Below are 22,119 nucleotides of genomic sequence, written 5' to 3'. Positions count from 1 at the left end.
GGCGAGCCGTGTTTGCCAGACGCGCCCTCGTCACGGCTGGTGGTGTGCCGTGTGGCGGCTATCCTCCCACCGTGACCCACGAACGTGAGCTGACCTCACCTGTCGATCTGTGTCAACCGGACGGGCGGCTCAATCCGGCTGCGGTCGGCTGGTCCCGGCGTCCCCTGCACACCGCGAACCTGCGCGGCTGGGGCCGGACCAAGCGGTGGGAGTACTGGGGCATCGTCACGCCACGACACATCGTCGGGCTTGTCGTCTCGTCGCTCGACTACGCCGGTGTGCACAGCAGCTACGTGCTCGACCGGGAGAGCGGCGTCGAGACGAAGACCGATGTGGTGGTGCCACTGGCGCGCGGCGCGGTGCTACCGCCGCGCAGCGGTGCGGGCGAGGTTCGGGCGCGCAGCCGTGACCTGGACATACAGATCGACCAGCGTCCGGACGGCACCGCCATCTCGGCGAACGCCCCCGGTGTACGACTGGAGGTGCTGGTGCCGCTGCCCGCCGGGCACGAGTCGCTCGCAGTTGTCGTGCCGTGGAGCCCGACGCGGTTCCAGTACACGGTCAAGGACGTCGGCCGCCCCGTTTCCGGCACGCTTGAGCTGCACGGCCAGACGTACGAGATCGGAGGGCCGGACGCGTTCGCCGTGCTGGACCACGGTCGCGGCAGGTGGCCGTACTCGATCACGTGGAACTGGGCGGCCGGCGCGGCGCCGGGGCGGGCGATCCAGCTCGGCGGTCGGTGGACCGACGGCACCGGGGTCACCGAGAACGGCCTGTTCGTCGACGGTCGGCTGCACAAGATCGGCGACGAGGTGCGATGGACCTACGACCGGTCGGACTGGCTTCGCCCGTGGCGGATCAGCGGCGACCGGGTCGAGGCGGAGTTCCAGCCGTTCCACGAGAAGGTGGCCCGCACCAACCTGGGAGTCGTCGCGAACGAGACGCACCAGTGTTTCGGGCACTTCTCCGGATGGGCCAGGACCGACGACGGGACGAAGGTGAGCCTCGACGGGCTCGTGGGCTGGGCCGAGGAGGCGCGCAACCGCTGGTAGGCCGGGTACCGCCCCGCTGGCCGGAACCCGTCGAGGTGTGGCAGCTTCGCCTCTCGCTGCCGCGGTTTTCCCTGCCTAGGCTGCCTTTTCGATACAGAGTTCCGAAAAGGTGATCATGCTTCGCTATGTCCTGCCGGTCGTCATCGGGCTGGTCTACGTCGGCCTCAACTCCCTTGTTCCCGAGCCGCACCGCCGCCGTCTGAACGCGCTCATCGTCACGGGCGCCGGTGCCGCCTACATCAGTGGCGGTGGATTCGGCCTGTGGGAACTGGCCTTCTGCGCCGTGCTGGTCGTTGTGGGCTACGCAGGCCTCAGCTCCTACACCTTCATCGGCGTCGGATGGCTGCTGCACACCGCCTGGGACGTCCTGCACCACCGCCGCGGCACCCCGCTCATCCCGTCGCTGCACGACTCGTCGTTCGGCTGCGCCCTCTGCGATCCCGTCATCGCCCTGTGGTGCTTCGCCGGGGGCCTGTCGATCAGAGACATGTACGGCCGTGTCCGCCGCCGGGCGACCGGTGCGGGCAGACCCGCGTCAACCGTCGGCGTCGAGGCCTGACTGGCTAGATTTCAGCGATGCGCACCGTGGCAGTGCTCGCCCTCGACAGCGTCGTCCCGTTCGATCTCGCCACACCGATGGAGGTGTTCCAGCGCACCCGGCTGGCCGAGGGCCGGGCCGGCTACCAGGTGCGGATCTGCGCGGCGACGCCCACGGTGACCACCGGCGCGTTCAGCATCGCGGTGCCGTGGGGGCTGGACATCCTCGGCGACGTCGACACGATCATCGTGCCCGGTGTCACCGACCCGGACGCCGCCGTCCAGGCCGCCGCTCTCGACGCGCTGCGGGCCGCCGCCGCGATGGGCACCCGTATCGCCTCGATCTGCGGTGGCGCCTTCACCCTGGCCGCCACCGGCCTCCTCGACGGGCTCCGTGCCACCACCCACTGGGTCGCCACCGATCAGCTCGCCGCCCAGTTTCCGCGGGTCCAGGTCGACCCGAACGTCCTCTACGTCGACAACGGCCAGTTCCTGACCTCGGCGGGCGCCGCCGCCGGGCTCGACCTGTGCCTGCACATGATCCGGAGCGACTACGGCGCCACGGTGGCAGCCGACGCCGCCCGCCTGTCGGTAATGCCGCTGGAACGCGCCGGCGGGCAGGCGCAGTTCATCGTCCACGAACCGCCGATCCCCGACGGGATCACCCTGGAGCCGCTGCTGGCGTGGCTGCGCGACAACGCCCGTCGCGAACTGACCCTCGCCGACATCGCCCAGCACGCCGGCATGAGCATCCGTACCCTTAACCGCCGCTTCCGTGACCAGACCGGCACCACCCCGCTGCAGTGGCTGCTCCGCGTGCGCGTCCACCAGGCCCAGCGCCTCCTGGAAACCACAGCCCATCCGGTCGACCGCGTCGCCGCCCGGGTCGGATTCGGCTCCACCACCGCCTTCCGGGACCGCTTCAAACTCGTCACCGGCACCAGCCCGCAGGCGTACCGCCGAGCCTTCCGCGGCACCTGACCCCGGGGTCAGGAGATCGCGGCACGCATCAACTCGATGACCTTCTTCTCCACGGCGGGGCTCCAGGCCGTCAGCGCGTACGCCACGGGCCACAGGTCGCCGTCGTCGAGGTTTGCCGAGTCCTGGAAGCCGACCGTGCAGTACCGGTAGTTGAACTTGCCGGCGTCCTGGAAGAAGACGACGATCTTGCCGTCGGCGTTCGTGTACGCGGGCATCCCGTACCAGGTCTTCGGTGCCAGCTCGGGGGCGGCGGTGGTGATCGCCACGTGTACGCGTTCGGCGAGCACCCGATCCTCCGGTGCCATCTGCGCGATCCGGTCGAGGACGGCCTGTAGCCCGTCGGCCTTCTTGGCGCCCTTCCTGCCCTCGGCACGCATCTCGGCGGCGCGCTCCTTCATCGCGGCACGCTCGGCGGCGCTGAAACCATCGGATTCGGTGGTCGTGGACATTCTCGGCTCCCTCGTTCACGGCTCGGCGTGCGCCGGCCACCTGGGAAAAGGTTAGGGCCGGCGACCGCCGAGGTGCTTCTTGATTCCTGATCGAATGCGCGGGCTGCCGAGCTGTCGCCGAGCCGGGGACGGGAATCCGGGCGGATATGCTCGCGTCGGCGAGCATGCTGCGTCCCCACTTCGGGGCAGGTGTCGATTCGAGGCGTACATGAACATCGGGGAGATCGCCCGCCGGGCCGGGGTGTCCCGTAGCACCGTCTCCTACGTGCTGAGCGGCAAGCGGGCGGTGTCGCAGGCGACTCGGCAGCGGATCCAGGCGGTCATCGATGAGCTGGACTACCGGCCGAACGCCAGCGCCCGCGCCTTGAAGGAGGGGCGCACCCGCACCCTCGGGCTGGTGATCCCGCCGGCGAGTCAGCGGTTGACCGACATGCAGTTGGGCTTCGTCGCCAGCGTCGTCGAGGCGGCCGCCCGCCATGACCTGGACGTGCTGCTGTCCCCGTCCGGTGGTGATCACGACCGGTCGTTCGAGCGGATCGTCACCGGCCGCCGGGTCGACGGCGTGGTCCTCATGGAGATCCGGCTGGAGGACGACCGGGTGACCCGGCTGGCGAAGGCGGGTCTACCGTTCGTCACGATCGGTCGGACCGCCGAGCCGCGCGGCATGAGCTGGATCGACGTCGACTACGCCGGGTTGATTGCCCGTTGCGTACACCATCTGGCCGATCTGGGACACCGGCAGGTAGCGCTGGTGAACCGCTCCGCCGAGCTGGTGGCGGCGGGGTACGGCCCCAGCCACCGGGCGCTGGCCGGCTTCCGGGAGGCGGTCGCGGAGCGGGGGCTCAGCGGCTTGGACGTCTGCTGCGGCGACGACACCGCCGCCGGTGAGGCGTGCGTCGAGCAGTTGCTCGCCACGCACCCGGAGGTGACGGCGGTGGCCACCATCAACGAGGCGGCGTTGCCCGGAATGCAGCGGGCACTGACGAACGCCGGGCTGTCAGTGCCGGCCGACTTCTCCGTCACCGGAGTCGCCGCCCAACATTGGGCGGAGGACTTCCGCCCACCGCTTACCGCCGCGGACGTGCCGACCCGGGAGATGGGCGCCGAGGCGGTGGCGCTGCTGTTGGAGAGCATCGCCGAGCCGGGGGCGGTGCCCCGGCACCGCCTGTACAGCCCGCCCATCTCGTTGCGTTCAAGCACCGGGCCGAGGACTCGTGAGCCGATCCGGTGACGCTTTCCGCCGCGTCCGGCCCGATGCCTACCCGCCTGTCGTCCGCCGCTGTTCCTGGGCGGCGGCGAGGATGAGATAGCTGCTTGCCGTCCAGGTGTACGCGCGGTCCCGCAGCCCGGCACCCGTCTCGGCGTCGAAGTTCTCCGCGAAGCCGGACTTCTCGCACAGAGCGAGGAACCGTCGGCTGACATCGTCGGCGATCCTGGTGTGCCCGGCCCGCCGCAGGCCGTCCTCGACGAGCACAGTGGAGGGTGCCCAGATCGGCCCACGCCAGTAGCCGTCGGCGACGTAGTGGGCCGAGTCCGTCGGCTCGGTGGCCAGGCCGTGCGTCGTCAGGTGGGCCTCGACGCCCCGGGCAAGCGCGGCGCTGACCGGGGCGGGTAGGTCCGCGCCGAGCGCGATGGGCATCAGGTCGAGCAGGCTGCGGCTCACCCGCCGCTGCCCGGTGAGTGGGCTGCGGGCGGTGAAGCGCTCGCCGTCCCACAGGTCACGCAGCAGCGCCGTGCGAACCCGGTCGGCCTCCCGGGACCACTGCTCGGCGGGTTCGCCAAGCTCGACGGCGAGGTCGGCGAGACAGCGCAGTTGCGAGACCAGGAACGCCGCGAGGTCGGCGGTTTGCAGGACCCGATCGTGGTCGAAGGTGCTGGCGTTGTCCCAGCCGCTGTCGTTGCCGTGCTGGTAGTGGGGGAGGTCGTGGCTGGGGGCGCGGCGCGCGTCGAGCCAGAAACGGCTCCAACGGGCCAGCCGGTCGTACGTCTCGGCGAGCGCCACCCGGTCCGGGGGTTGGGGGAGACGTCGGCGCAGTTGTTGTAGGGCCCAGCCGTGGATGGGAGGTTTGACGTAGTTGTGCAGGACCTCGGAGTGGGCGACCGAGTCCGGCAGGGCACCGGCCGCGTCCTGGTGGTCGAAGGGCAGGTGGAACTGGTGCCAGGCCAGCTCCGGCTCGCCGGCGGCCAGGGCGATCGCGTTGAAGCAGTGGTCCCAGCTCCACACCTTGTCCATCCAGTGCTTGGACATCAGGACGGCCGGTCGGGCGAGGAAGCCCGCGGGGGAGACGGTGGCCGACCAGAGGACGTACGCGGCAAGCTCGGCTGCGGGCGTGTCCGCGCCGCGCCACGGAGCGACCGCGTCGACGAACGCGGCGAACTCGCTGCTGCGGCGACGGCACAACTCGTCGAAGGTGGCCGACGGGGTGTACGGCCGGCGTGCGGTGGCGTACTCCTCGATGGCGATCTCCCACTGTTGCTCGCCACCGAGGTCCAGGAACCGGTCGGCGGTGCCGAGCGCCTCCACGCCGGCGGTCAGCCGGAGCGCGCCGGAGAGCACTGTGATCCGGTAGCGGCGGCCGGTCTCGTACGAGGTGAACACGTGTGACCCGTCGGTCGGGTCGAGGTACAGGTAGGTGCCGCTGAACGGGGTGAGGGTGTCCGCCGCCGCGGCTATCCGCAGGCCGAGCCGTCGGCCCCGGATCCGTAGGGCGGCCGGCCCGTCGTAGACGGCCTCGATCCGGTCGGCGCCGCTGCGCCAGGTCAGCAACGCGGGCGTGGCGACGACCGTGGTGCCGGCGACCGCCGGGGTGAGGCGCAGCACCGGATGCAGCCCGGTCTGGTGCGAGACCAGGTGCACATCGTCGGCGTACGTCTTCTCGGCTACCACAGGCGAGAGGTTGAACCAGGATCCGCGGTAGCTGAAGGGGATGTCCTGGATGGGAAACTCCGGACCGGGGGAGGCGACGGTCATGGGTAGCGGTTGCCTTTCTGCGCTGTGGATGGTCAGTCCTTGACCGCGCCGGCAGTCACGCCCGTGGAGACGTACCGCTGGGCGAGGACCAGCAGCACGGCGGCCGGGAGGGAGGCGACGACGGCGGTGGCCATGATGGCGTTCCACTGCTGGTTGTTGTTGCCGATGTAGTGGTAGATGCCGAGGGTGATCGGCTGGTGGTCGCCGCCACCGGCGAGGGTCGAGGCGAAGATGAAGTCCGACCAGGACCACAGGAACGCGAAGAGCGACACAGTGACGATCGAGTTGCGGCTGACCGGCAGTACTACCGACCAGAAGGTTCTCAGCCGGCCGGCGCCGTCGACCACGGCGGCCTGGAGCAACTCGTCGGGGATCCCGGACATGAAGGCCGTGAAGATCAACACCCCGAACGGTACGGCCAGTGTGGAGTCGGCAAGGATCAGACCGGGCAGCGTGTTGAGCACGCCGAGGTGGAGATAGACGGCGTAGAAGCCCATGGCCATGATGATTCCCGGGATCATCTGCGCGATCAGCAACACGAAGCTCAGCGCCGGCCCGCCGGGCGGGCGGAGCTTGGCCAGCGCGTATCCGGCCGGGGCGGCCAGCGCCAGGGTCAGCGCCACAGTGCCGAGACCGACAAGGAAGCTGGTGCCGAGGTACGGGAGTTGCTGGTCGAGCACCGCGCGGTAGCCGTCAAGGGTGCCGTCGGTCGGAATCAGGTGCGGGGGCGTGGCCCGCATGTTCTGGTCCCGGGTGAACGACACGTTGATCATCCAGTAGACCGGAAAGAGCATCAGCCCGGTCAACAACAGTCCGACGCCGGTCTTCCACCAGGCGCGGGACGGGGAGGTGGTCATCGTAGGGCCTGCCTGCGCTGGAAACGGATGTAGCCGAGCCCGGCCACCAGGGCCATCACGATGAGCAGGTTGCCGACGGCCGCGCCGGGCCCGAAATCCGGCAGCAGATTGCCGAAACCGAGCCGGTACGACCAGGTGGAGAGCGTGGCGGAGGAGTCGGTGGGGCCACCTCTGGTCATGATCCAGATGATGTCGAAGACCTTCAGCGTGTAGACGAGCCCCAGCAGCAGGGTGATCGCCGAGACGGGACGCAGCAGCGGAAGGGTGATCGACCAGAACCGTTGCCAGCCCGTCGCGCCATCCAGCGCCGACGCCTCGTACACCTCGGTCGGGATCGCCTGGAGGCCGCTGTGCAACACCACGAGATTGAACGGGATGCCGATCCAGACGTTCGCGATGATCACCGAGGTGAGTGACCAGCCCGGCGTGGTGAGCCAGTTGACCCTGTCGATCCCGAGGACGCCGAGCGCCGCGTCCACCAACCCGGAGTCGCTGTTGAGCAGCCACGACCAGGTCGACGCCGAGACGATCAGCGGCACCAGCCACGGAATGAGGATCACCGCCCGCAGTGTGCGTGACAGGGGGAAGTGGTTGTGGAAGAAGAGCGCCAGAGCCATGCCGATTGTGAACTGGAAGAACAGCGACGCGCCGGTGAAGACCACTGTGTGCGCCAGCGTCGACCCGAAGGCGCTGTCGGTCAGGACCGTGCGGTAGTTGTCGAGCCCGGCGAAGGGCGCGCCGCCCTGCACGAACGAGCGGACGGTGTACTCGCGCAGGCTCAACTCGACATTGCGGTAGAGGGGATAGGCGTAGAAGGCGGTCAGGTAGACGGTCACGGGCGCCAGGAAGCCCCAGGCCGGCCATCGGCTGGGCGGGCGTCGGACACGGGACGGGGCAGGCCCGGGTGAGGTGTCCGTGGCCGGTGCGCCCGGTTCCCGTGCGCTGGTGGAGGTCTGTGTCGTCGGGGGCATGGTGTCGGTTCGGCGCGCTTACCTGGTCGCCGCCGCGGCCTGCGCGGCGCTCAGCGCTTCACGAGGCGATCTCTGACCGCTCAGGGCAGCCTGCACCGCCGTCCACAGGGCCTCGGAGATCTTCGGATACTTCGTGCCGAGGTTGTCCCCGGTGCGACCCTTCGCCGCCCGGACCGCCTGCACCCAGACCGTGAGCTTCGGGTCCGCCGCCGCCTGCCGATCCTGCACGGCCGTGACGGGCGCTACGTAGGAGAGCGTGGTGTCGGTGGTGAGCAGGTTGTCGGCACTTGTCAGGCAGGTGACAAGCTTCTGCGACGTCGCGTACCGCTTGGTGTTCTTCTGCACGGGGATGGAGACGAACTCACCGCCGGTGGGCGCCGGCGCCGGACCACCGGCGCTTGCCGGAATGGCGATGGTGCCGTACGGGAACCCGAGCTTCTCGGCGTTCGCCAACTGCCAGGTCCCGTTCTCGGCGAACGCGTAGTCGCCGGTGGCGAACTCCTGCCAGCTCGTGGTCTGGGTGTTGTTGATGACGGAGTTGGGGGCGTACCCCTGCTTGAGCCAGTCCGTCCAGAGCGTCAGCGCGGAGGCCGCCTGCGGCGAGTCCAGGCTTGTCAACTGGGCTCCGGCGCCCCAGAACCACGGCAGGAACTGGAAGCTGCCCTCCTCGGTGCCGATGGCGGAGAAGGTGATGCCCTTCTTTCCCGCGGCCTTGATTTTGGTAAGCGTCGTGGTCAGTGACGTCCAGTCGGTGATGGTGGCCGGATCCACGCCGGCGGCAGTCAGCAGATCCTTGTTGTAGTAGAGCGCGAGGGTGTTCGCCCCGATCGGCACCCCATACGTCTTGCCCTCGCTCTGGCCCGCGCCGAGCAGGTTCGGTGCCATGGCCGAGACGTCGAGCTTGTTGTCGTCGGTGGTGGTGAGCGCGCCCGCCTCGGCGAGTGTGGAGATGACGGGGTTGTCCACGATCAGCACGTCCGGCGAGTTTCCCTGCTGCGCGGCGAGCAGCGCCTTGTTCGTCAGGTCGGTGGTGTCGTAGCCGGTCCGTTCGACAGTCACCCCAGCGGAGGTGCCGCATTTGTCGAGCAGTGCTACCCACTCCGAGTCGTCGGCGAACTGCGGGTACGGATCCCAGACGACGTACGCGGCGTCGTCCGGATCGTCGGCGGAGGACGAACAGGCGCTGCCGGCGGCGACGGCGAGTGCCGTCACGGCGGCAGCGGCCAGGCGCCAATGGTGGCTGGGTCGAGTCATCTGGTGCCTCACTTCACGTCGATCGTCAGGTGGGGTGGGATCGGCCGTCGGGGGGGCGTCTCGGTTCGGCGGGGAAGCGAACCGATTCGACAAGTGGTTCGGCCGAAGATAAGTCGGCCCCTGCCCGGAGGTCAACAGCTGATCGCCGTGGATGCACGGCTGCCTGGAAACGCCCGCTTCATCGAATCGTCATCGCATTGACATGGTTGAGTATGCGGCCCTACGATCCGTGCGAATCGATTCGCAAGCGCTGCCCTCCGGAGAGCGTCCCCACGCCCCACCAAGGAGCCGCCCCGTGCAAACCCCGTCCCGTGGCAGGTCAGGACGAACCCGCGCGACAGTCGCCCGACTCGTCGCCGGCCTGCTCACCGTCGCCGCCACCACAGTCGCCGTCGCGTCTCCGGCCCAGGCCGCCGACGAGTCGATAAGCGTCAACTTCTCCACGACAAGCGGTACGCCGACCTACCGCGCGTCCGGCTGGATCTACGGCATGACCGAGAACGCCAGCGGCCCGCCCGACCACTTCTACCGGGACGTCAAGTTCCAGTACATGCGCGCGGGCGGAGCGCAGCTGCCGGGAAGTGGCTGGGTCGGTGGGAACTACGACCGCCGGTGGAACTCCACAGTCGCCCAGGCGCGTCGCACCGTCGCCCTCGGCGGTCAGTTCATCCTGCTGCCGCACGATCTGTGGGGCGCCGACGGCGCAGGGATCTCCCGCTTCCCCGGCGACAACGGCAACTGGGCCGACTACGACGCCTTCCTGACCCGCCTCGTCAACGACGTCCGGGCGTCCGGGCTCTCCGTGCAGTGGGACATCTGGAACGAACCCAACATCACCATCTTCTGGAACCGGCCGATCTCCCAGTACCTCGAACTGTGGCGGCGCACCTACCAGCGCATCCGGGCGGAGTTCCCCAACCAGCTCATCGTCGGGCCGAGCTGCGCCTGCGTCCCGTCCACCACGCACACCTTCTGGAACCAGTACCTGGACTTCGTCCGCTCGACGAACACAGTGCCGGACATCATCAGCTGGCACTCGCTGCCGGGCGACCCGGTCGCCAACGTCGCCGCCGCCAACGCCACCCTCGACCCGCGCGGCATCGCCCATCCCCGCCCGTACCAGATCAACGAGTACGGTGCGCCCGAGGAGCAGAACCCTGCCGACGGAGCGTGGTACATCGCCCGTCTGGAGCGAGCGCGCGCCGATGGCCTTCGCGCCAACTGGGCCGGCGGCGGCAACCTGCACAACGACCTCGGCAACCTGTTGGTCCGCAACTCGGCAGGGCAGCACCAGCCCAAGGGCGAGTGGTGGGCGTACCGCTTCTACGCCGGGCAGACGGGGCAGGTGGTCGCGGTGACCGCAAGCCAGTCGTACGACGCGTTCGCCACGAAGGCGACCGGCACGGCGAAGGTCCTCGTCGGCGGCGGTCGGACCACCGGCAACCTGACGGTCAATCTGCAACGCCTGGACACGACGAGCGGCATCGTGCAGAACAACCAGCTCCGGGTCCTCGTCCAACGCATCCCGCACAACGGTGGCGGTGCCGTGCAGGGGCCGATCACCGTCTCGAACAGCGTCGTCGGCGTGGCAAACAACAACGCCACTGTGACAGTGCCGTACACCAACCAGACCGACACGTACACGATCACCCTGCTGCCGCCGTCGGATGGCGGGTTCCAGTCGGTGGCGGTGGCCCAGCACTCCCAGCAGTGCCTGGAAAATCCCGGCTCGGGCACCTCGGACGGCAACGTCCAGCAGCAGTTCTACTGCGAGGGCGGCGACCAGCAGCTCTGGAACTTCCGTCCGGTCGCTGGGGTGGCAAACACGTACACGGTGGTCAACCAGCAGAGCGGCAAGTGCCTCGACGTCAGCGGCGTCTCCACCGCCGACGGCGCGGCGGTGCACCAGTGGACCTGCCTGAACGGCCTCAACCAGCAGTTCACCCTCCGCAAGGTGACCTACGCGGGCAACGACTCGCACGACTACCAACTCGTGGCCCGCCACAGTGGCAAGTGCGTCGATGTCAGCACGATCTCCACGGCGCCCCGGGCACCCGTGCACCAGTGGACCTGCAACCTGACCGGTCAGGGTAGCCCGTTGAACCAGACGTGGCGGGTCCTGGGCCGGTAGGTGCCCTCGGGGAAGGCGCTGCGCTGACCGTCCGTGCGGTGGCCAGCGCAGCACTCGGCGGAGGGCATTCATTGACACAAATTGATTAAAGATCCTACGATTCCTTGCGAATCGATTCGTTGGCCCACCTGCGCCCGTGGCGCGTCGACCACCGCCGTCCGTGGCGCGTCGACCACCTCCCACCTCCGCGACTTCGAGGAGCCCTTCGTGCGAACCCCGTCCCCCGCTGGGCGGCCTCCAACGGCCCCCGAGCCCATCCCGAGACGCCGCCGCGGCGGACGTCTGATCTTTCTGGCCGCTGCCCTGGTCGGCGTTCTCGTCGGCTACGGAACCACGTCGGCCACCGCACCTTTCGCCGCCGAAGCCGCCGCGGCCGTGGCCGCCGCGATCGAGCCGGGGCAGAGCACCACGATCGTCGGCACCCAGTCCGGTCGGTGCCTGGAGGTGCCGAACTCCAGCACCACCAACGGCACCCAGACCCAACTGTGGGACTGCAACGGCAGCGCCGGCCAGACCTGGACCTGGACGTCGAGCAAACAGCTCACGGTGTACGGCAACAAGTGCCTGGACGCCAACGGCCGAGGCACCACCAACGGCACCCAAGTGATCATCTGGGACTGCAACGGCCAGAACAACCAGCAGTGGAACGTCAACACCAACGGCACCATCACCGGCGTGCAGTCCGGGCTCTGCCTCGATGCCAACGCCGCCTCGACCGCCAACGGCACCAAACTCATCCTCTGGGCCTGCAACGGCGGCGCGAACCAGCGATGGACCTCGCCGAGCACCTCGCCGACGACGCCGCCGCCGACCACCCCGCCGCCGAGCGGTGCGCGTCCGTGCGACATCTACGCCTCCGGCGGCACCCCGTGCATCGCGGCGCACAGCACGACGCGGGCGCTCTACCTGGCGTACGCCGGCAACCTGTACCAGGTCCGGCGCTCGTCGGACAACACGTCCCGCGACATCGGGCTGCTGAACGCCGGTGGCACCGCCAACGCGGCCACGCAGGACGCGTTCTGTGCCGGCACGACATGCGTGGTGACAGTCGTGTACGACCAGTCCGGGCGCGGAAACGACCTCTGGTACCAGGGGTCGAGCGTGGTCCCCGGTTCGCCGCAGAGCAGGCCTGCGGTGGCGACCTCGGAGTCCCTGACCGTGGGCGGGTCCAAGGCGTACTCGCTCTACATCAACCCGGGGAACAGCTACTGGCGCGACGGGCACCTGACGGGGGTGCCGACCGGGGCCGCTCCCGAGGGCATGTACATGGTGACCAGCGGCACCCACGTCAACAACGGCTGCTGCTTCGACTACGGCAACAGTGAGACGACGAGGAAGGCCGACGCCGCCGGTGCGATGGACGCCATCAACTTCGGCACCCAGTGCTGGTTCGGCGGCTGCTCCGGCACCGGCCCCTGGGTGCAGGCGGATCTCGAATGGGGTCTCTTCCCGGGTGGCAGCCAGACCTGGAACCCCAACCAGCGTTCCTTCACCAGCAAGTTCGTCACCGCGACGCTGAAGAACAATGGCATTTCGCGGTTCGCCATCAAGGGCAGCAACGCCCAGTCGGGAAGCCTCTACACCCTCTGGGACGGCTCGCTCCCGCCCGGATACAGCCCGATGAAGAAGCAGGGCGCGATCATCCTGGGCAGTGGCGGGGACTGCTGCAAGCCCGACGGTGGCGCGAACCTGAGCGCCGGCACCTTCTACGAGGGAGCCATGGTCGCCGGCTATCCGTCCGACGCGACCGAGAACGCGGTGCAGGCCAATGTGGTGACCGCCGGCTACCGCTGAATCGGGCGCGCTCGCGGACCAATCCGGGTGGCTGCCGGCCACCGCTGAGCCGGCGCGCTCGCGGACCAACCCGCCCGCCGGTCATCACCGCACAGTGGTGGTGGCCGGCGGCGGTGCGTTCACGTCAGTCGTCGGCGGTGCTCGTACGATCCGGGCCGGCCGTCGGGGGAGCGACCTCGGCGAGCGCGGCCCGCACGGTGTCCAGCAACTGGTCGTCCGGGTGGTCGATCCAGTGCTGGATGGCGACGCGCAGGATCGCCAGGAACGTCGCGGCCAGGAGGCGGGCGCGTAGCGCCACGTCCGCGCCGGTGAGCCGAGGTGCGAGTTCCGTCGCCAGTTCGCGCTCGATCGCCGTGTACGCCGCGACCTGATGTGCGGCCAGGCCGGGGTGCCCACGCAACTGTCGGCGTCGGGGCAGCCAGGACCGGTCCCGCCCGCCGAACGCCTCGGGCGTGAAGCGCTCCGCCGCCCGGCTCAGCGCCGTCCACGGCGGCTCGTCCACCGGCCGCTCGTGGACCAGTTGCAGCAGCCGCCGCAGGCGTACGGTGTCGCCGTGAAAGAGCGCTTCTTCCTTGTTGGAGAAGTAGTTGGAGAACGTCCGCCGGGACACGTTCGCGGCGTCGGCGATCGCCTCGACTGTCACGCCGTCGGGCCCGTGTTCGGCGGCCAGGCGTAGCGCCGCCTCGTGCAGGGCGAGTCGGGTGGCCGCCTTCTTGCGCTCCCGTAGCCCGGTGATCTCGTCCATCGGCCCCAGCGTAGTGGGGTGATGTGCTTCTCAATGAGCAAACTTGCCTAGTGGGCAAGATCGGTAGATGCTTGCGTGAGGCAACCAACTAGGTGAGGGGCAGGGCGTGGACAGCACCGCGGGGGAGCTCGGCCTTCGGCTGTACGACCTGGTGCGGACTGTCCGGTTACTGAAGCAGCGCCGGGCTGACGAGGGGCAGGCCGTCGCGCCGGGCCTGCTCGGCATGCTCATGCAGATCGACAAGCTCTCCGGCAACTGCCAGGCCCGTGAGCTGGCCCAGCGCACCCGGCTCGACCCGTCCACCGTCAGCCGCTCGATCGCGGCACTCGTCGCGGACGGTCTGGTCGAGCGCCGGCCGGACCCGTCCGACAAGCGGGCGAGCTTCCTCGCGGTCACACCCGCAGGCCGGGCCGCCCTGGCCGAGAGCTTCGGCTGGTACGGCGACGTGCTGGGCCGTGCGCTGGCCGACTGGACTCCCGACGAGGTCGACGCGCTGAGCGGCGCCCTGGGCCGGTTCGCCCGCGACATCGAGGTTGCCCTCGGAAACCACGACAACCTGGAGGCCGCGCGATGAGCGCACCCACCATGACCGGCGCTGAGCCGATGACCCATCGGCGGACGCTGGAAGCGCTAAGTGGTCTGCTGCTCGTGCTGTTCGTCGCGATGCTCAGCAGCACCGTCGTCTCCACAGCCCTTCCAAAGATCATCGGAGCGCTGAACGGCTCCCAGACCCAGTACACCTGGGTCGTCACCGCCACCCTGCTCACCGCTACCGCGACCACCCCGATCTGGGGCAAACTGGCCGACCTGTTCAACAAGAAGGTCCTGATCCAGGTCGCCATCGTGGTCTTCCTGCTCGGCTCGGTCATCGCCGGGTTCTCGCAGACCGCAGGCCAACTGATCGCCGCCCGCGCGTTCCAGGGCATCGGGGTCGGTGGCCTTCAGGCCCTCGTCCAGGTGGCGATCGCCGCCATGATCCCGCCGCGTGAGCGGGGCCGCTACAACGGCTACCTCGGTGGCGTCATGGCGGTCGCGACCGTGGGTGGCCCGCTGCTCGGCGGCCTCATCGTCGACACGTCATGGCTCGGCTGGCGCTGGTGCTTCTTCGTCGGCGTGCCGGTCGCCGCCATCGCGCTGATCCTGCTCCAGGCCACCCTGCACCTGCCGACCGCGCGACGCGAGAACGTCAAGATCGATTACCTGGGCGCCAGCCTTATCGCTGCCGGGGTGAGCGTACTGCTGATCTGGATCTCGTTCGTCGACAGCTCGTTCGCCTGGGTCTCCTGGCAGACCGCGGCCATGGTGGGCGGGGCGGTCATCCTGCTCGCGATGGCCGTCTGGGTCGAGTCGCGGGCCAGCGAGCCCGTCGTCCCCCTCGACATCGTGCGGCAGCACACCACAGCACTGGCCATCCTCGGCAGCCTCGCGGTCGGCATGGCCATGTTCGGCGGCGCCGTCTTCCTCGGCCAGTACTTCCAGATCGGCCGCGGCTACAGCCCCACCGAGGCGGGCCTGCTCACCATCCCGATGATGGCCGGGGTACTGCTGTCCTCCATCATCGCCGGACGACTCATCACCAAGAGCGGAAAGATCAAGCCGTACATCGTCGCCGGCTCGATCATCCTCGTCGCCGGGTTCGCGCTGCTGGGCACCGTCGACCACGAGACGTCGCTCGTCCTGGTCGGCGTCGCGATGTTCATCGTCGGCACCGGCGTCGGTATGACAATGCAGAACCTCGTCCTCGCCGTGCAGAACACGGTCTCGCTCAAGGACATCGGCGCGGCCAGTTCCAGCGTCGCGTTCTTCCGGTCCCTCGGCGGCACGATCGGTGTGTCGGTACTCGGCGCCATCCTCGCCCGCCGGGTCAGCGACCAGATCACCCGCGACCTCGCAGCCGCCGGAATCCCCACCGCCGGCAGCGATGGCAGCAGCAACCTCAACATCACCGCCCTGCCCGAGGGGGTGCAGGAGATCGTCCGTGCCGCGTACGGCGACGCGACCGGACACATCTTCCTCATCTCCGCCGCCATCGCGGTCGTCGGTGTCATCGCCGCGCTCCTGCTCCGGCCCGTCACCCTGCGGACCAGCCTGGACCTCCCGGACGCCGCCACCTCAACGGCAGTGGCAGCCGACGCGGTCGACGGTGCTCCCGCGTTCGACCAGACATCGGTAGTGGACACGTCGAAGGAGCCGACGCGCCGGCGCTGACGTCGGACCTGCGCGAATGAGTGAACCCGGGGCCGCCACCGTTTTTCGATGGTGGCGGCCCCGGTGCCACGGTAGCGAGCCAGATCGGCTGCCAGGCCTGACGTACGCCGCCTCACGACCGTTGTGACCCACCCCTGTCGTCGTGCCCGAGCGGGGTGCACCTCAGAGGGTCGTCATCCCATATCCCGGTCGTTCACTCTTGCTGGCCGGGACGGCCGTGATTGATCGACTCGGTTTCCTTGAAATCGGGGTGTCCCTGGCAGTGGGACACCCCGATTTCATTGACCCCGTGTTGATCTCGCCGCTGGTGCCCGGAGCGCCGCTTCGGTGGGCCGACTGCCTCGAAGATGTGGTGGCTCCGATGGTCGCTCGCCGGCAGGGAACCGCCGATGCCCGCCGCGTTCCTCGAGCGCACGCGACGCCTCCTGCCGCTATTGGTGCTTCTGCCGCTCGGTGCTGTGCACCTCGACATTTGCCGCACTGGCGGGCGCTGAATTGTCGGCGGCGTCGTCGCTCGCCGCCGCCGCCGGCGTGGACGTCGCCACCGTCGCGCACCACGCGGGTACGAAGGCCGCGCTGTACGACGCCTGCTTGTCTGGCGTTGCCTGGCGCTTGGCGTTGCCTGGCGCCTGGCGTTCCTGGCGCGTTGCCTGGCGTTGCTGGCATGTTGTTGGCGCGTGGGCCTGGCGTTGCTGGTGCGTGGGGCCTGGCGTTGCTGGCGTGTTGCTGGCGGTTGGCCTGGCGTTCCTGGCGTGTTGCTGGCGTGTGGGCCTGGCTGCCTGTTCTGAGGCGGCAGTTGTGCGGGTCCGCCGACGCGTGAGCCGGGCGATCGATGCCGGCGAAATGACGCGTTCGGAAGGTCGCGCCGAATGGGTTCATGCGCGGATCGCATGCCTGACGCAGCGTCTTCCCATCTGCTGGTCAGTTTCTCTCACCTGCCGAGATTTCGGCGAAGATCCACTCGGCTTCCTTGAAATCGCGGTGTCCTTGATGGCGGGATACCCCGATTTCAAGGAGCCCGTGTTGATCTCGCCTTTTGGCGGCTCGGACGCATTGATCGCTCTGTCGCCGCGTGGGCCATGCCCCGATGGCGCTGCGCCGCCTCGATCGCCGCGCCACGTTGGGGCGGGGATGCCGTCGCGGTGGGACACGACGAGCGGAAAGGGCGTCGCGGGCTGAGAGATGCGCCGACCGAAAAGGTGGGCGTTGCGCCGATCGGAAAAGGTGGGCGTTGCGCCGATCGAGGGGGCGATGCGCCGACCGAAAAGGGTGGGCGTTGCGCCGATCGAGGGGGCGATGCGCCGACCGAAAAGGGTGGGCGTTGCGCCGATCGAGGGGGCGTTGCGCCGACCGGAGGAGGTGGGCATTGCGCCGACCGAAAGGGGTGGGCTGAGCAAATCCGGCCGCAGGAGGTAAGGACAGCACTCCCTGCCACTTTCAACATATACCGCACCCGGGGTCTTGCGGCAAGACCCGGGTCGTACCGCAGAATCTCCCAGCCGAGGCCCGCAGCCTGCGGAAACGAGGGCGACGTGTGCCGGGCGGATCGCGCTGAAACGGCTGGCGCGGACGCAACAGTGGCGAATGGGGGAATGCCTTTCATGATTGACGTGATCATTGCTGGCGGGGGCCCGACCGGCTTGATGCTCGCGAGTGAGTTGCGGCTGCACGACGTACGCGTGCTCGTGCTGGAGAAGGACGAGGAGCCGACCAGGTACGTTCGCGCGCTCGGCCTGCACGCGCGCAGCCTTGAGGTGTTGGACCAGCGCGGGCTGCTGGAGCGGTTCCTCGCGCTCGGCCGGCAGTTTCCGGTGGGTGGTTTCTTCGCCGCCATCACCAAGCCGTCGCCGGGTCGACTGGACACCTCCCACCCGTACGTGCTGGGGATTCCGCAGCCCGTCACCGACCGGTTGCTGGCTGAGCACGCTGTCGAAGTCGGCGTCGAGGTGCGGCGCGGCTGTGAGGTGGTCGGACTGCGTCAGGACGAGCACGGGGTGACCGTCGAGCTGGCCGACGGCGCACAGGTGCGCTCGCGGTACCTGGTCGGCTGCGACGGGGGTCGCAGCACGGTACGCAGGCTGCTCGGCGTGGGCTTTCCCGGTGAGCCGAGCAGGGTCGAGACGTTGCTCGGTGAGATGGAGGTGGGGGTGCCGCCGGAGACGGTGGCCAGTGTGGTGGCCGAGGTCCGCAAAACGCAGCTCCGGTTCGGCCTCGGGCCCGTCGGGGAGGGGGCGTACCGCGTTGTCGTACCGGCTGAGGGGTTGGCGGAGAACCGGTCCGCGCCGCCGACCCTCGATGAGGTGAAGCGGCAGCTGAGGGCGGTCGCCGGCACTGATTTCGGCGTGCACTCGCCGCGTTGGCTGTCCCGGTTCGGTGACGGCACCCGGCTGGTCGAGCGGTACCGGACGGGTCGGGTGCTGCTGGCCGGCGACGCGGCGCACATTCACCCTCCGACCGGTGGGCAGGGGCTGAACCTGGGCATCCAGGATGCTTTCAACCTGGGATGGAAGTTGGCCGCCGAGATCAACGGTTGGGCGCCGGACGGGCTGCTGGACAGCTACCACGCCGAACGGCACCCGGTCGCCGCCGACGTACTGGACAACACCCGGGCCCAGATGGAGTTGCTGTCCACCGAGCCGGGTGCCCAGGCGGTACGTCGGCTGCTGGCGGAGTTGATGGACTTCGAGGACGTGAACCGTCACCTCATCGAGAAGGTCACAGCGATCGGGGTCCACTACGACTTCGGGGCGGGGCACGAGCTGCTCGGCCGGCACCTGCGGGACGTACGTCTGAAGGGGGGTCGGCTCTACGCGCTGATGCACGGCGGGCGCGGCCTGTTGCTCGACCAGACCGGCCGGCTCTCGGCCGCGGGGTGGGCGGACCGGGTCGACCACGTCGTCGATGTCAGCGATGAGGTGGACGCGCCGGCGGTGCTGCTGCGGCCGGACGGTCACGTGGCCTGGGCCGGTGACGACCAGCAGGACCTGACTGAGCAGCTACCCCGATGGTTCGGCGCAGCCGCCGGCTGACACGGACCGCCGGCTGACACGGACCATCGGCGCAGCCGCCTGCTGACACGGGCAGCCGTCGTCAGCCGGCGCCGCCGAGGCGCAGCATCTCCGGTACGTGCTGTCAGCCCGCCGCGAGGCCGTACTCCCGATCGGTGAACAGGTCCACGTCGCGGGGGCCCAGCTTCGCGACCCGGCGGGCGTGCAGAGCCAGTTGCCGACGTGCCTCGCCGAGGCGACGGCTGGCGATCGTCATCTCGTCGGACGGTTCGAACGGTTCGGTGCCGCTGCACTGCATGGCGGCGACCATCACCCCGTTGAACGCGGTCATGAGCCCGTTGGCGAGGGCGATGCCGTCCTGGTCGCCGTGGGTCCAGATCTGCGACCAGGCGCTCTCCACAGTGGCCATGTCCCGGGCCAGCCAGTCGTGCAGCGCCATGGGCCCCAGCGGCTTGTGCCCCGCGAGCAGTTCGTTGCCCGCCTCCGGCAGGCTCGAACGCCAGTACCTGGTCTGCCGCAACGCCTCGGCCTTGTGCGCGAGTCGCAGGGCGCCGGACAGGATCAGGACGTACGCCCGTTGCAGGTCGGCCCGTTCCTGGTGCCGTCGCCTCATTCGAGAGTGCACCAGGACCACGAGCAGTGATGCGAAGGCGGTGATCGCGGAGCCGAGGAGGGCTGCCAGGGTTGAGTTCACGCCGACATGATGCCTGCCGATCAATTGCGCCGATCCTTCGGATCACCCGGTCCGGTCTGCCCGAGGGCACGGCGGACCGCCGGTGAGGGCAGCGCTGGGATGCCTTGTTACCGGTAACAGGGCGGTCAGCAGCCCGTTTGCGGTGGCTTGATAGATGTCCTTCGTTACGACTTGACGAACGGCATGTTATCGCTCACAGTCGATGTCGAGGACGACAGCAGCTGTGACTCACCGGGCGAGCCCGCTGGTCGTACCTCACGATCAGACGTCCCCCCAGGGCATGCGGACGTCGCATCAGCACCGTGTCAGCAGCAGCAGCCGGCCACACGGCGGCGCATCGCGCCTGCCAACCGTCGCAGGACGACCGGCCCGGAATTCACTGTGATCGAACGCCGGCGCGAGCCGGCCGTGAGCGCGATCCACCCCGGGGCATCCCGGAACCGACGCCGGCAGCGACGTCGGGTACCACCACCGCTGCAACCTCCACGAAGGACTCGACATGAAACCCAAGAAAGCCGTGCGGGCGACGGTGATCCTCGCCGTCGCCGGCGCACTGACCGCCGCCACGATGGTGGCCCTGGCTCCGACCGCAAGCGCCGGGACGACCCTGCGCACGGCGGCAGCCGAGAAGGGCCGCTACTTCGGTGCCGCGGTCGCCACGGGCAAGCTCTCCACCAGCACGTACGTCAACATTCTGAACCGTGAGTTCAACAGTGTGGTGGCTGAGAATGAGATGAAGTGGGATGCCACCGAGCCGCAGCAGGGTCGGTTCAGCTATAGCGGTGGTGATCGTCTGGTCAGTCATGCGCAGGCCAACGGTATGAGTGTGCGGGGTCATGCGTTGTTGTGGCACCAGCAGCAGCCGGGTTGGGCGCAGGGTTTGTCGGGTAGTGCGTTGCGCAGTGCGGCGATCAACCATGTGACGCAGGTGGCCTCGTACTACCGGGGCAAGATTTATGCCTGGGATGTGGTGAACGAGGCGTTCGCCGATGGTGGCAGTGGTGGGCGGCGGGATTCGAATCTGCAGCGCACCGGCAACGATTGGATCGAGGCGGCGTTCCGGGCTGCGCGGGCCGCGGATCCGGGTGCGAAGTTGTGTTACAACGACTACAACACCGATGGGATCAACGCGAAGTCGACGGGCATCTACAACATGGTGCGGGACTTCAAGTCCCGTGGGGTGCCGATCGACTGCGTGGGTTTCCAGTCGCATCTGGGTACGACGTTGGCCGGTGACTATCAGGCCAACCTGCAACGCTTCGCCGATCTGGGCGTCGATGTGCAGATCACCGAGTTGGACGTCATGACCGGCTCCAACCAGGCCAACATCTTCGGCGCTGTCACCCGCGCCTGCCTGGCCGTCACCCGCTGCACCGGCATCACCGTATGGGGCGTACGGGACTGCGACTCGTGGCGCGGGTCCGACAACGCCCTGCTGTTCGACTGCAACGGCAACAAGAAGGCGGCGTACGACTCCGTCCTCAACGCCCTCAACAGCGGTACGCCCATCCCGACCACCCCGCCGCCGAACCCGACCACCCCGCCGCCGAACCCGACGACCCCGCCGCCGAACCCGACCACGCCTCCGCCGAACCCGACGACCCCTCCGCCCGGGCCGAGTGGGTGCTCGGCGTCGGTGACGGTGAACTCGTGGACCGGTGGGTTCGTGGCGAACGTGAAGGTGACAGCTGGTTCGTCCGGCACGAGGGGTTGGAACGTCGCGCTGACGCTGCCCGCTGGGGCGAGCGTGACGAACACCTGGTCGGCCACGGCCAGTGGCAGCAGCGGCTCGGTGCGGTTCACGAACGTGGACTACAACGGTCAGCTTGCTGCCGGTCAGGTGACCGAGTTCGGGTTCCAGGGCACGGGCACCGCCACGGGCCTGGCCCCCACCTGCACCGCCAGCTGATCATCAAAGTGCGCTGCGCCAACGGACACGGCCAGCGGTAGGACCACAGTCGAGCCGGTGCCCGCCCTGGGCGCCGGCTCGACGTACCTCCAGGTCCCAAAGCACCGATGCGGCCTTGAACGGCGACTCCGGCCAGAACACCGGCGCGAGCCCGGAGCAAGTCGCGAGCCCGGGTGGTGAGCCCCGGTCAGCGCCCTTCAGGAACGGCCATCTCGCCGAGCAGCGACCAGTCCTGCTGGGGCACTGTGGTGTTGACGATGCGCGGCGTCTCTGCGAGGTGCGGCGGCAGGTCCTCCTGCGCCGCGCGGAAGTGCGCCGACTGCACGTGTGCCGCGCCGGCCTCGTCGTCGCGGAACGCCTCGACCAGGACGTACTCGGTCGGGTCGTCGAGGCTGCGGGACCAGTCGAACCACAGACAGCCTGGCTCGGCGCGGGTCGCCTCGGTGAACGCGGCGGCGATCTGGGGCCACTGGTCGGCGTGCTCGGGCCGTACCCGGAACTTGGCGGTAATGAAGATCATGGCACCAGGCTACTCAGCGCGCGGCGCGTCGGCAGTGG

At 69.0% G+C, this 22,119-nt stretch carries 19 protein-coding genes; 11 read left to right on the top strand and 8 right to left on the bottom strand.

Translation table 11 applies throughout. From position 1 onward, the window contains the following. The first annotated feature begins 71 nt into the window (after positions 1–71). The 3 genes from ACLQ23_RS09420 to ACLQ23_RS09410 all read left to right on the top strand — a co-directional run bounded on the left by ACLQ23_RS09420 (position 72) and on the right by ACLQ23_RS09410 (position 2,570). Complete coding sequence (locus ACLQ23_RS09420; RefSeq protein ID WP_355598357.1) at positions 72–1,052, top strand: DUF2804 domain-containing protein; 981 nt, start codon at positions 72–74, stop codon at positions 1,050–1,052. Positions 1,053–1,167: 115 nt separating this feature from the next. After that, on the top strand, positions 1,168–1,611 hold the full coding sequence (locus ACLQ23_RS09415; RefSeq protein WP_355598359.1) for a DUF6010 family protein: 444 nt from the start codon (positions 1,168–1,170) through the stop codon (positions 1,609–1,611). Between the two features lie 17 nt (positions 1,612–1,628). Beyond that, a complete protein-coding gene (locus ACLQ23_RS09410) occupies positions 1,629–2,570 on the top strand; it encodes a GlxA family transcriptional regulator (RefSeq protein ID WP_355598361.1) in 942 nt (313 codons plus the stop codon). Positions 2,571–2,578: 8 nt separating this feature from the next. On the opposite strand, the gene ACLQ23_RS09405 is transcribed toward ACLQ23_RS09410, so the two are convergent. Next, positions 2,579–3,019 carry an iron chaperone gene (locus ACLQ23_RS09405; RefSeq protein WP_355598363.1) on the bottom strand — a complete coding sequence of 147 codons (441 nt, stop codon included), beginning with the start codon at positions 3,017–3,019 and terminating at the stop codon, positions 2,579–2,581. A gap of 208 nt (positions 3,020–3,227) precedes the next feature. Here ACLQ23_RS09405 and ACLQ23_RS09400 point away from each other — a divergent pair, with 208 nt between their 5' ends. Continuing rightward, on the top strand, positions 3,228–4,250 hold the full coding sequence (locus tag ACLQ23_RS09400; RefSeq protein ID WP_355598365.1) for a LacI family DNA-binding transcriptional regulator: 1,023 nt from the start codon (positions 3,228–3,230) through the stop codon (positions 4,248–4,250). A gap of 27 nt (positions 4,251–4,277) precedes the next feature. Here ACLQ23_RS09400 and ACLQ23_RS09395 read toward each other — a convergent pair whose 3' ends face one another. The 4 genes from ACLQ23_RS09395 to ACLQ23_RS09380 form a co-directional block, all read right to left on the bottom strand. Continuing rightward, positions 4,278–5,990, bottom strand: coding sequence for an amylo-alpha-1,6-glucosidase (locus tag ACLQ23_RS09395; protein WP_355598367.1), 1,713 nt, complete (start codon positions 5,988–5,990; stop codon positions 4,278–4,280). Positions 5,991–6,022: 32 nt separating this feature from the next. Next, positions 6,023–6,847 carry a carbohydrate ABC transporter permease gene (locus ACLQ23_RS09390; protein ID WP_355598369.1) on the bottom strand — a complete coding sequence of 275 codons (825 nt, stop codon included), beginning with the start codon at positions 6,845–6,847 and terminating at the stop codon, positions 6,023–6,025. Next, on the bottom strand, positions 6,844–7,683 hold the full coding sequence (locus ACLQ23_RS09385) for a carbohydrate ABC transporter permease (RefSeq protein WP_425880538.1): 840 nt from the start codon (positions 7,681–7,683) through the stop codon (positions 6,844–6,846). The genes ACLQ23_RS09390 and ACLQ23_RS09385 overlap by 4 nt, the downstream gene beginning before the upstream one ends. A gap of 153 nt (positions 7,684–7,836) precedes the next feature. Further along, positions 7,837–9,072: a sugar ABC transporter substrate-binding protein gene (locus tag ACLQ23_RS09380; protein WP_355598373.1), complete on the bottom strand. Its 1,236-nt coding sequence runs from the start codon at positions 9,070–9,072 to the stop codon at positions 7,837–7,839. 295 nt (positions 9,073–9,367) lie between these two features. Between ACLQ23_RS09380 and ACLQ23_RS09375 the strand changes: the two genes are divergently transcribed. Both ACLQ23_RS09375 and ACLQ23_RS09370 read left to right on the top strand, forming a co-directional pair. Then, complete coding sequence (locus tag ACLQ23_RS09375) at positions 9,368–11,203, top strand: RICIN domain-containing protein (RefSeq protein WP_425735467.1); 1,836 nt, start codon at positions 9,368–9,370, stop codon at positions 11,201–11,203. Between the two features lie 207 nt (positions 11,204–11,410). After that, on the top strand, positions 11,411–12,997 hold the full coding sequence (locus ACLQ23_RS09370; protein WP_355598377.1) for an arabinofuranosidase catalytic domain-containing protein: 1,587 nt from the start codon (positions 11,411–11,413) through the stop codon (positions 12,995–12,997). A 124-nt stretch (positions 12,998–13,121) separates the two neighbouring features. Here the strand turns inward: ACLQ23_RS09370 and ACLQ23_RS09365 are convergent, their stop codons facing one another. Beyond that, positions 13,122–13,742 (bottom strand): TetR/AcrR family transcriptional regulator, encoded by a 621-nt coding sequence (locus tag ACLQ23_RS09365; protein WP_355598379.1) that lies wholly within the window; start codon positions 13,740–13,742, stop codon positions 13,122–13,124. 106 nt (positions 13,743–13,848) lie between these two features. On the opposite strand from ACLQ23_RS09365, the gene ACLQ23_RS09360 reads away from it, so the two are divergent. The 4 genes from ACLQ23_RS09360 (at position 13,849) to rox (ending at position 18,979) form a co-directional block, all read left to right on the top strand. Next, complete coding sequence (locus ACLQ23_RS09360) at positions 13,849–14,316, top strand: MarR family winged helix-turn-helix transcriptional regulator (protein WP_355598381.1); 468 nt, start codon at positions 13,849–13,851, stop codon at positions 14,314–14,316. Next, a complete protein-coding gene (locus tag ACLQ23_RS09355; RefSeq protein ID WP_355598383.1) occupies positions 14,313–15,950 on the top strand; it encodes an MDR family MFS transporter in 1,638 nt (545 codons plus the stop codon). Before ACLQ23_RS09360 ends, ACLQ23_RS09355 begins: the two co-directional genes overlap by 4 nt. Positions 15,951–16,403: 453 nt before the next feature. Then, positions 16,404–17,129 carry a hypothetical protein gene (locus ACLQ23_RS09350; RefSeq protein ID WP_425880537.1) on the top strand — a complete coding sequence of 242 codons (726 nt, stop codon included), beginning with the start codon at positions 16,404–16,406 and terminating at the stop codon, positions 17,127–17,129. A 422-nt stretch (positions 17,130–17,551) separates the two neighbouring features. Beyond that, positions 17,552–18,979 carry a rifampin monooxygenase gene (gene rox / locus ACLQ23_RS09345; protein ID WP_355598387.1) on the top strand — a complete coding sequence of 476 codons (1,428 nt, stop codon included), beginning with the start codon at positions 17,552–17,554 and terminating at the stop codon, positions 18,977–18,979. Between the two features lie 103 nt (positions 18,980–19,082). Here the strand turns inward: rox and ACLQ23_RS09340 are convergent, their stop codons facing one another. Further along, positions 19,083–19,652 (bottom strand): hypothetical protein, encoded by a 570-nt coding sequence (locus tag ACLQ23_RS09340; protein WP_355598389.1) that lies wholly within the window; start codon positions 19,650–19,652, stop codon positions 19,083–19,085. 499 nt (positions 19,653–20,151) lie between these two features. On the opposite strand from ACLQ23_RS09340, the gene ACLQ23_RS09335 reads away from it, so the two are divergent. After that, positions 20,152–21,561: an endo-1,4-beta-xylanase gene (locus ACLQ23_RS09335; RefSeq protein ID WP_425880536.1), complete on the top strand. Its 1,410-nt coding sequence runs from the start codon at positions 20,152–20,154 to the stop codon at positions 21,559–21,561. Between the two features lie 187 nt (positions 21,562–21,748). Here ACLQ23_RS09335 and ACLQ23_RS09330 read toward each other — a convergent pair whose 3' ends face one another. Beyond that, positions 21,749–22,081 carry a putative quinol monooxygenase gene (locus ACLQ23_RS09330; RefSeq protein WP_355598082.1) on the bottom strand — a complete coding sequence of 111 codons (333 nt, stop codon included), beginning with the start codon at positions 22,079–22,081 and terminating at the stop codon, positions 21,749–21,751. Between the last annotated feature and the right edge of the window lie 38 nt (positions 22,082–22,119).

Source organism: Micromonospora sp. DT41, from assembly GCF_049841715.1.
GTDB classification, from domain to species: Bacteria; Actinomycetota; Actinomycetes; order Mycobacteriales; family Micromonosporaceae; genus Micromonospora; species Micromonospora profundi.
Note: the sequence above shows the minus strand (reverse complement) of the source record. Positions and strands in the feature narration are given on the sequence as shown.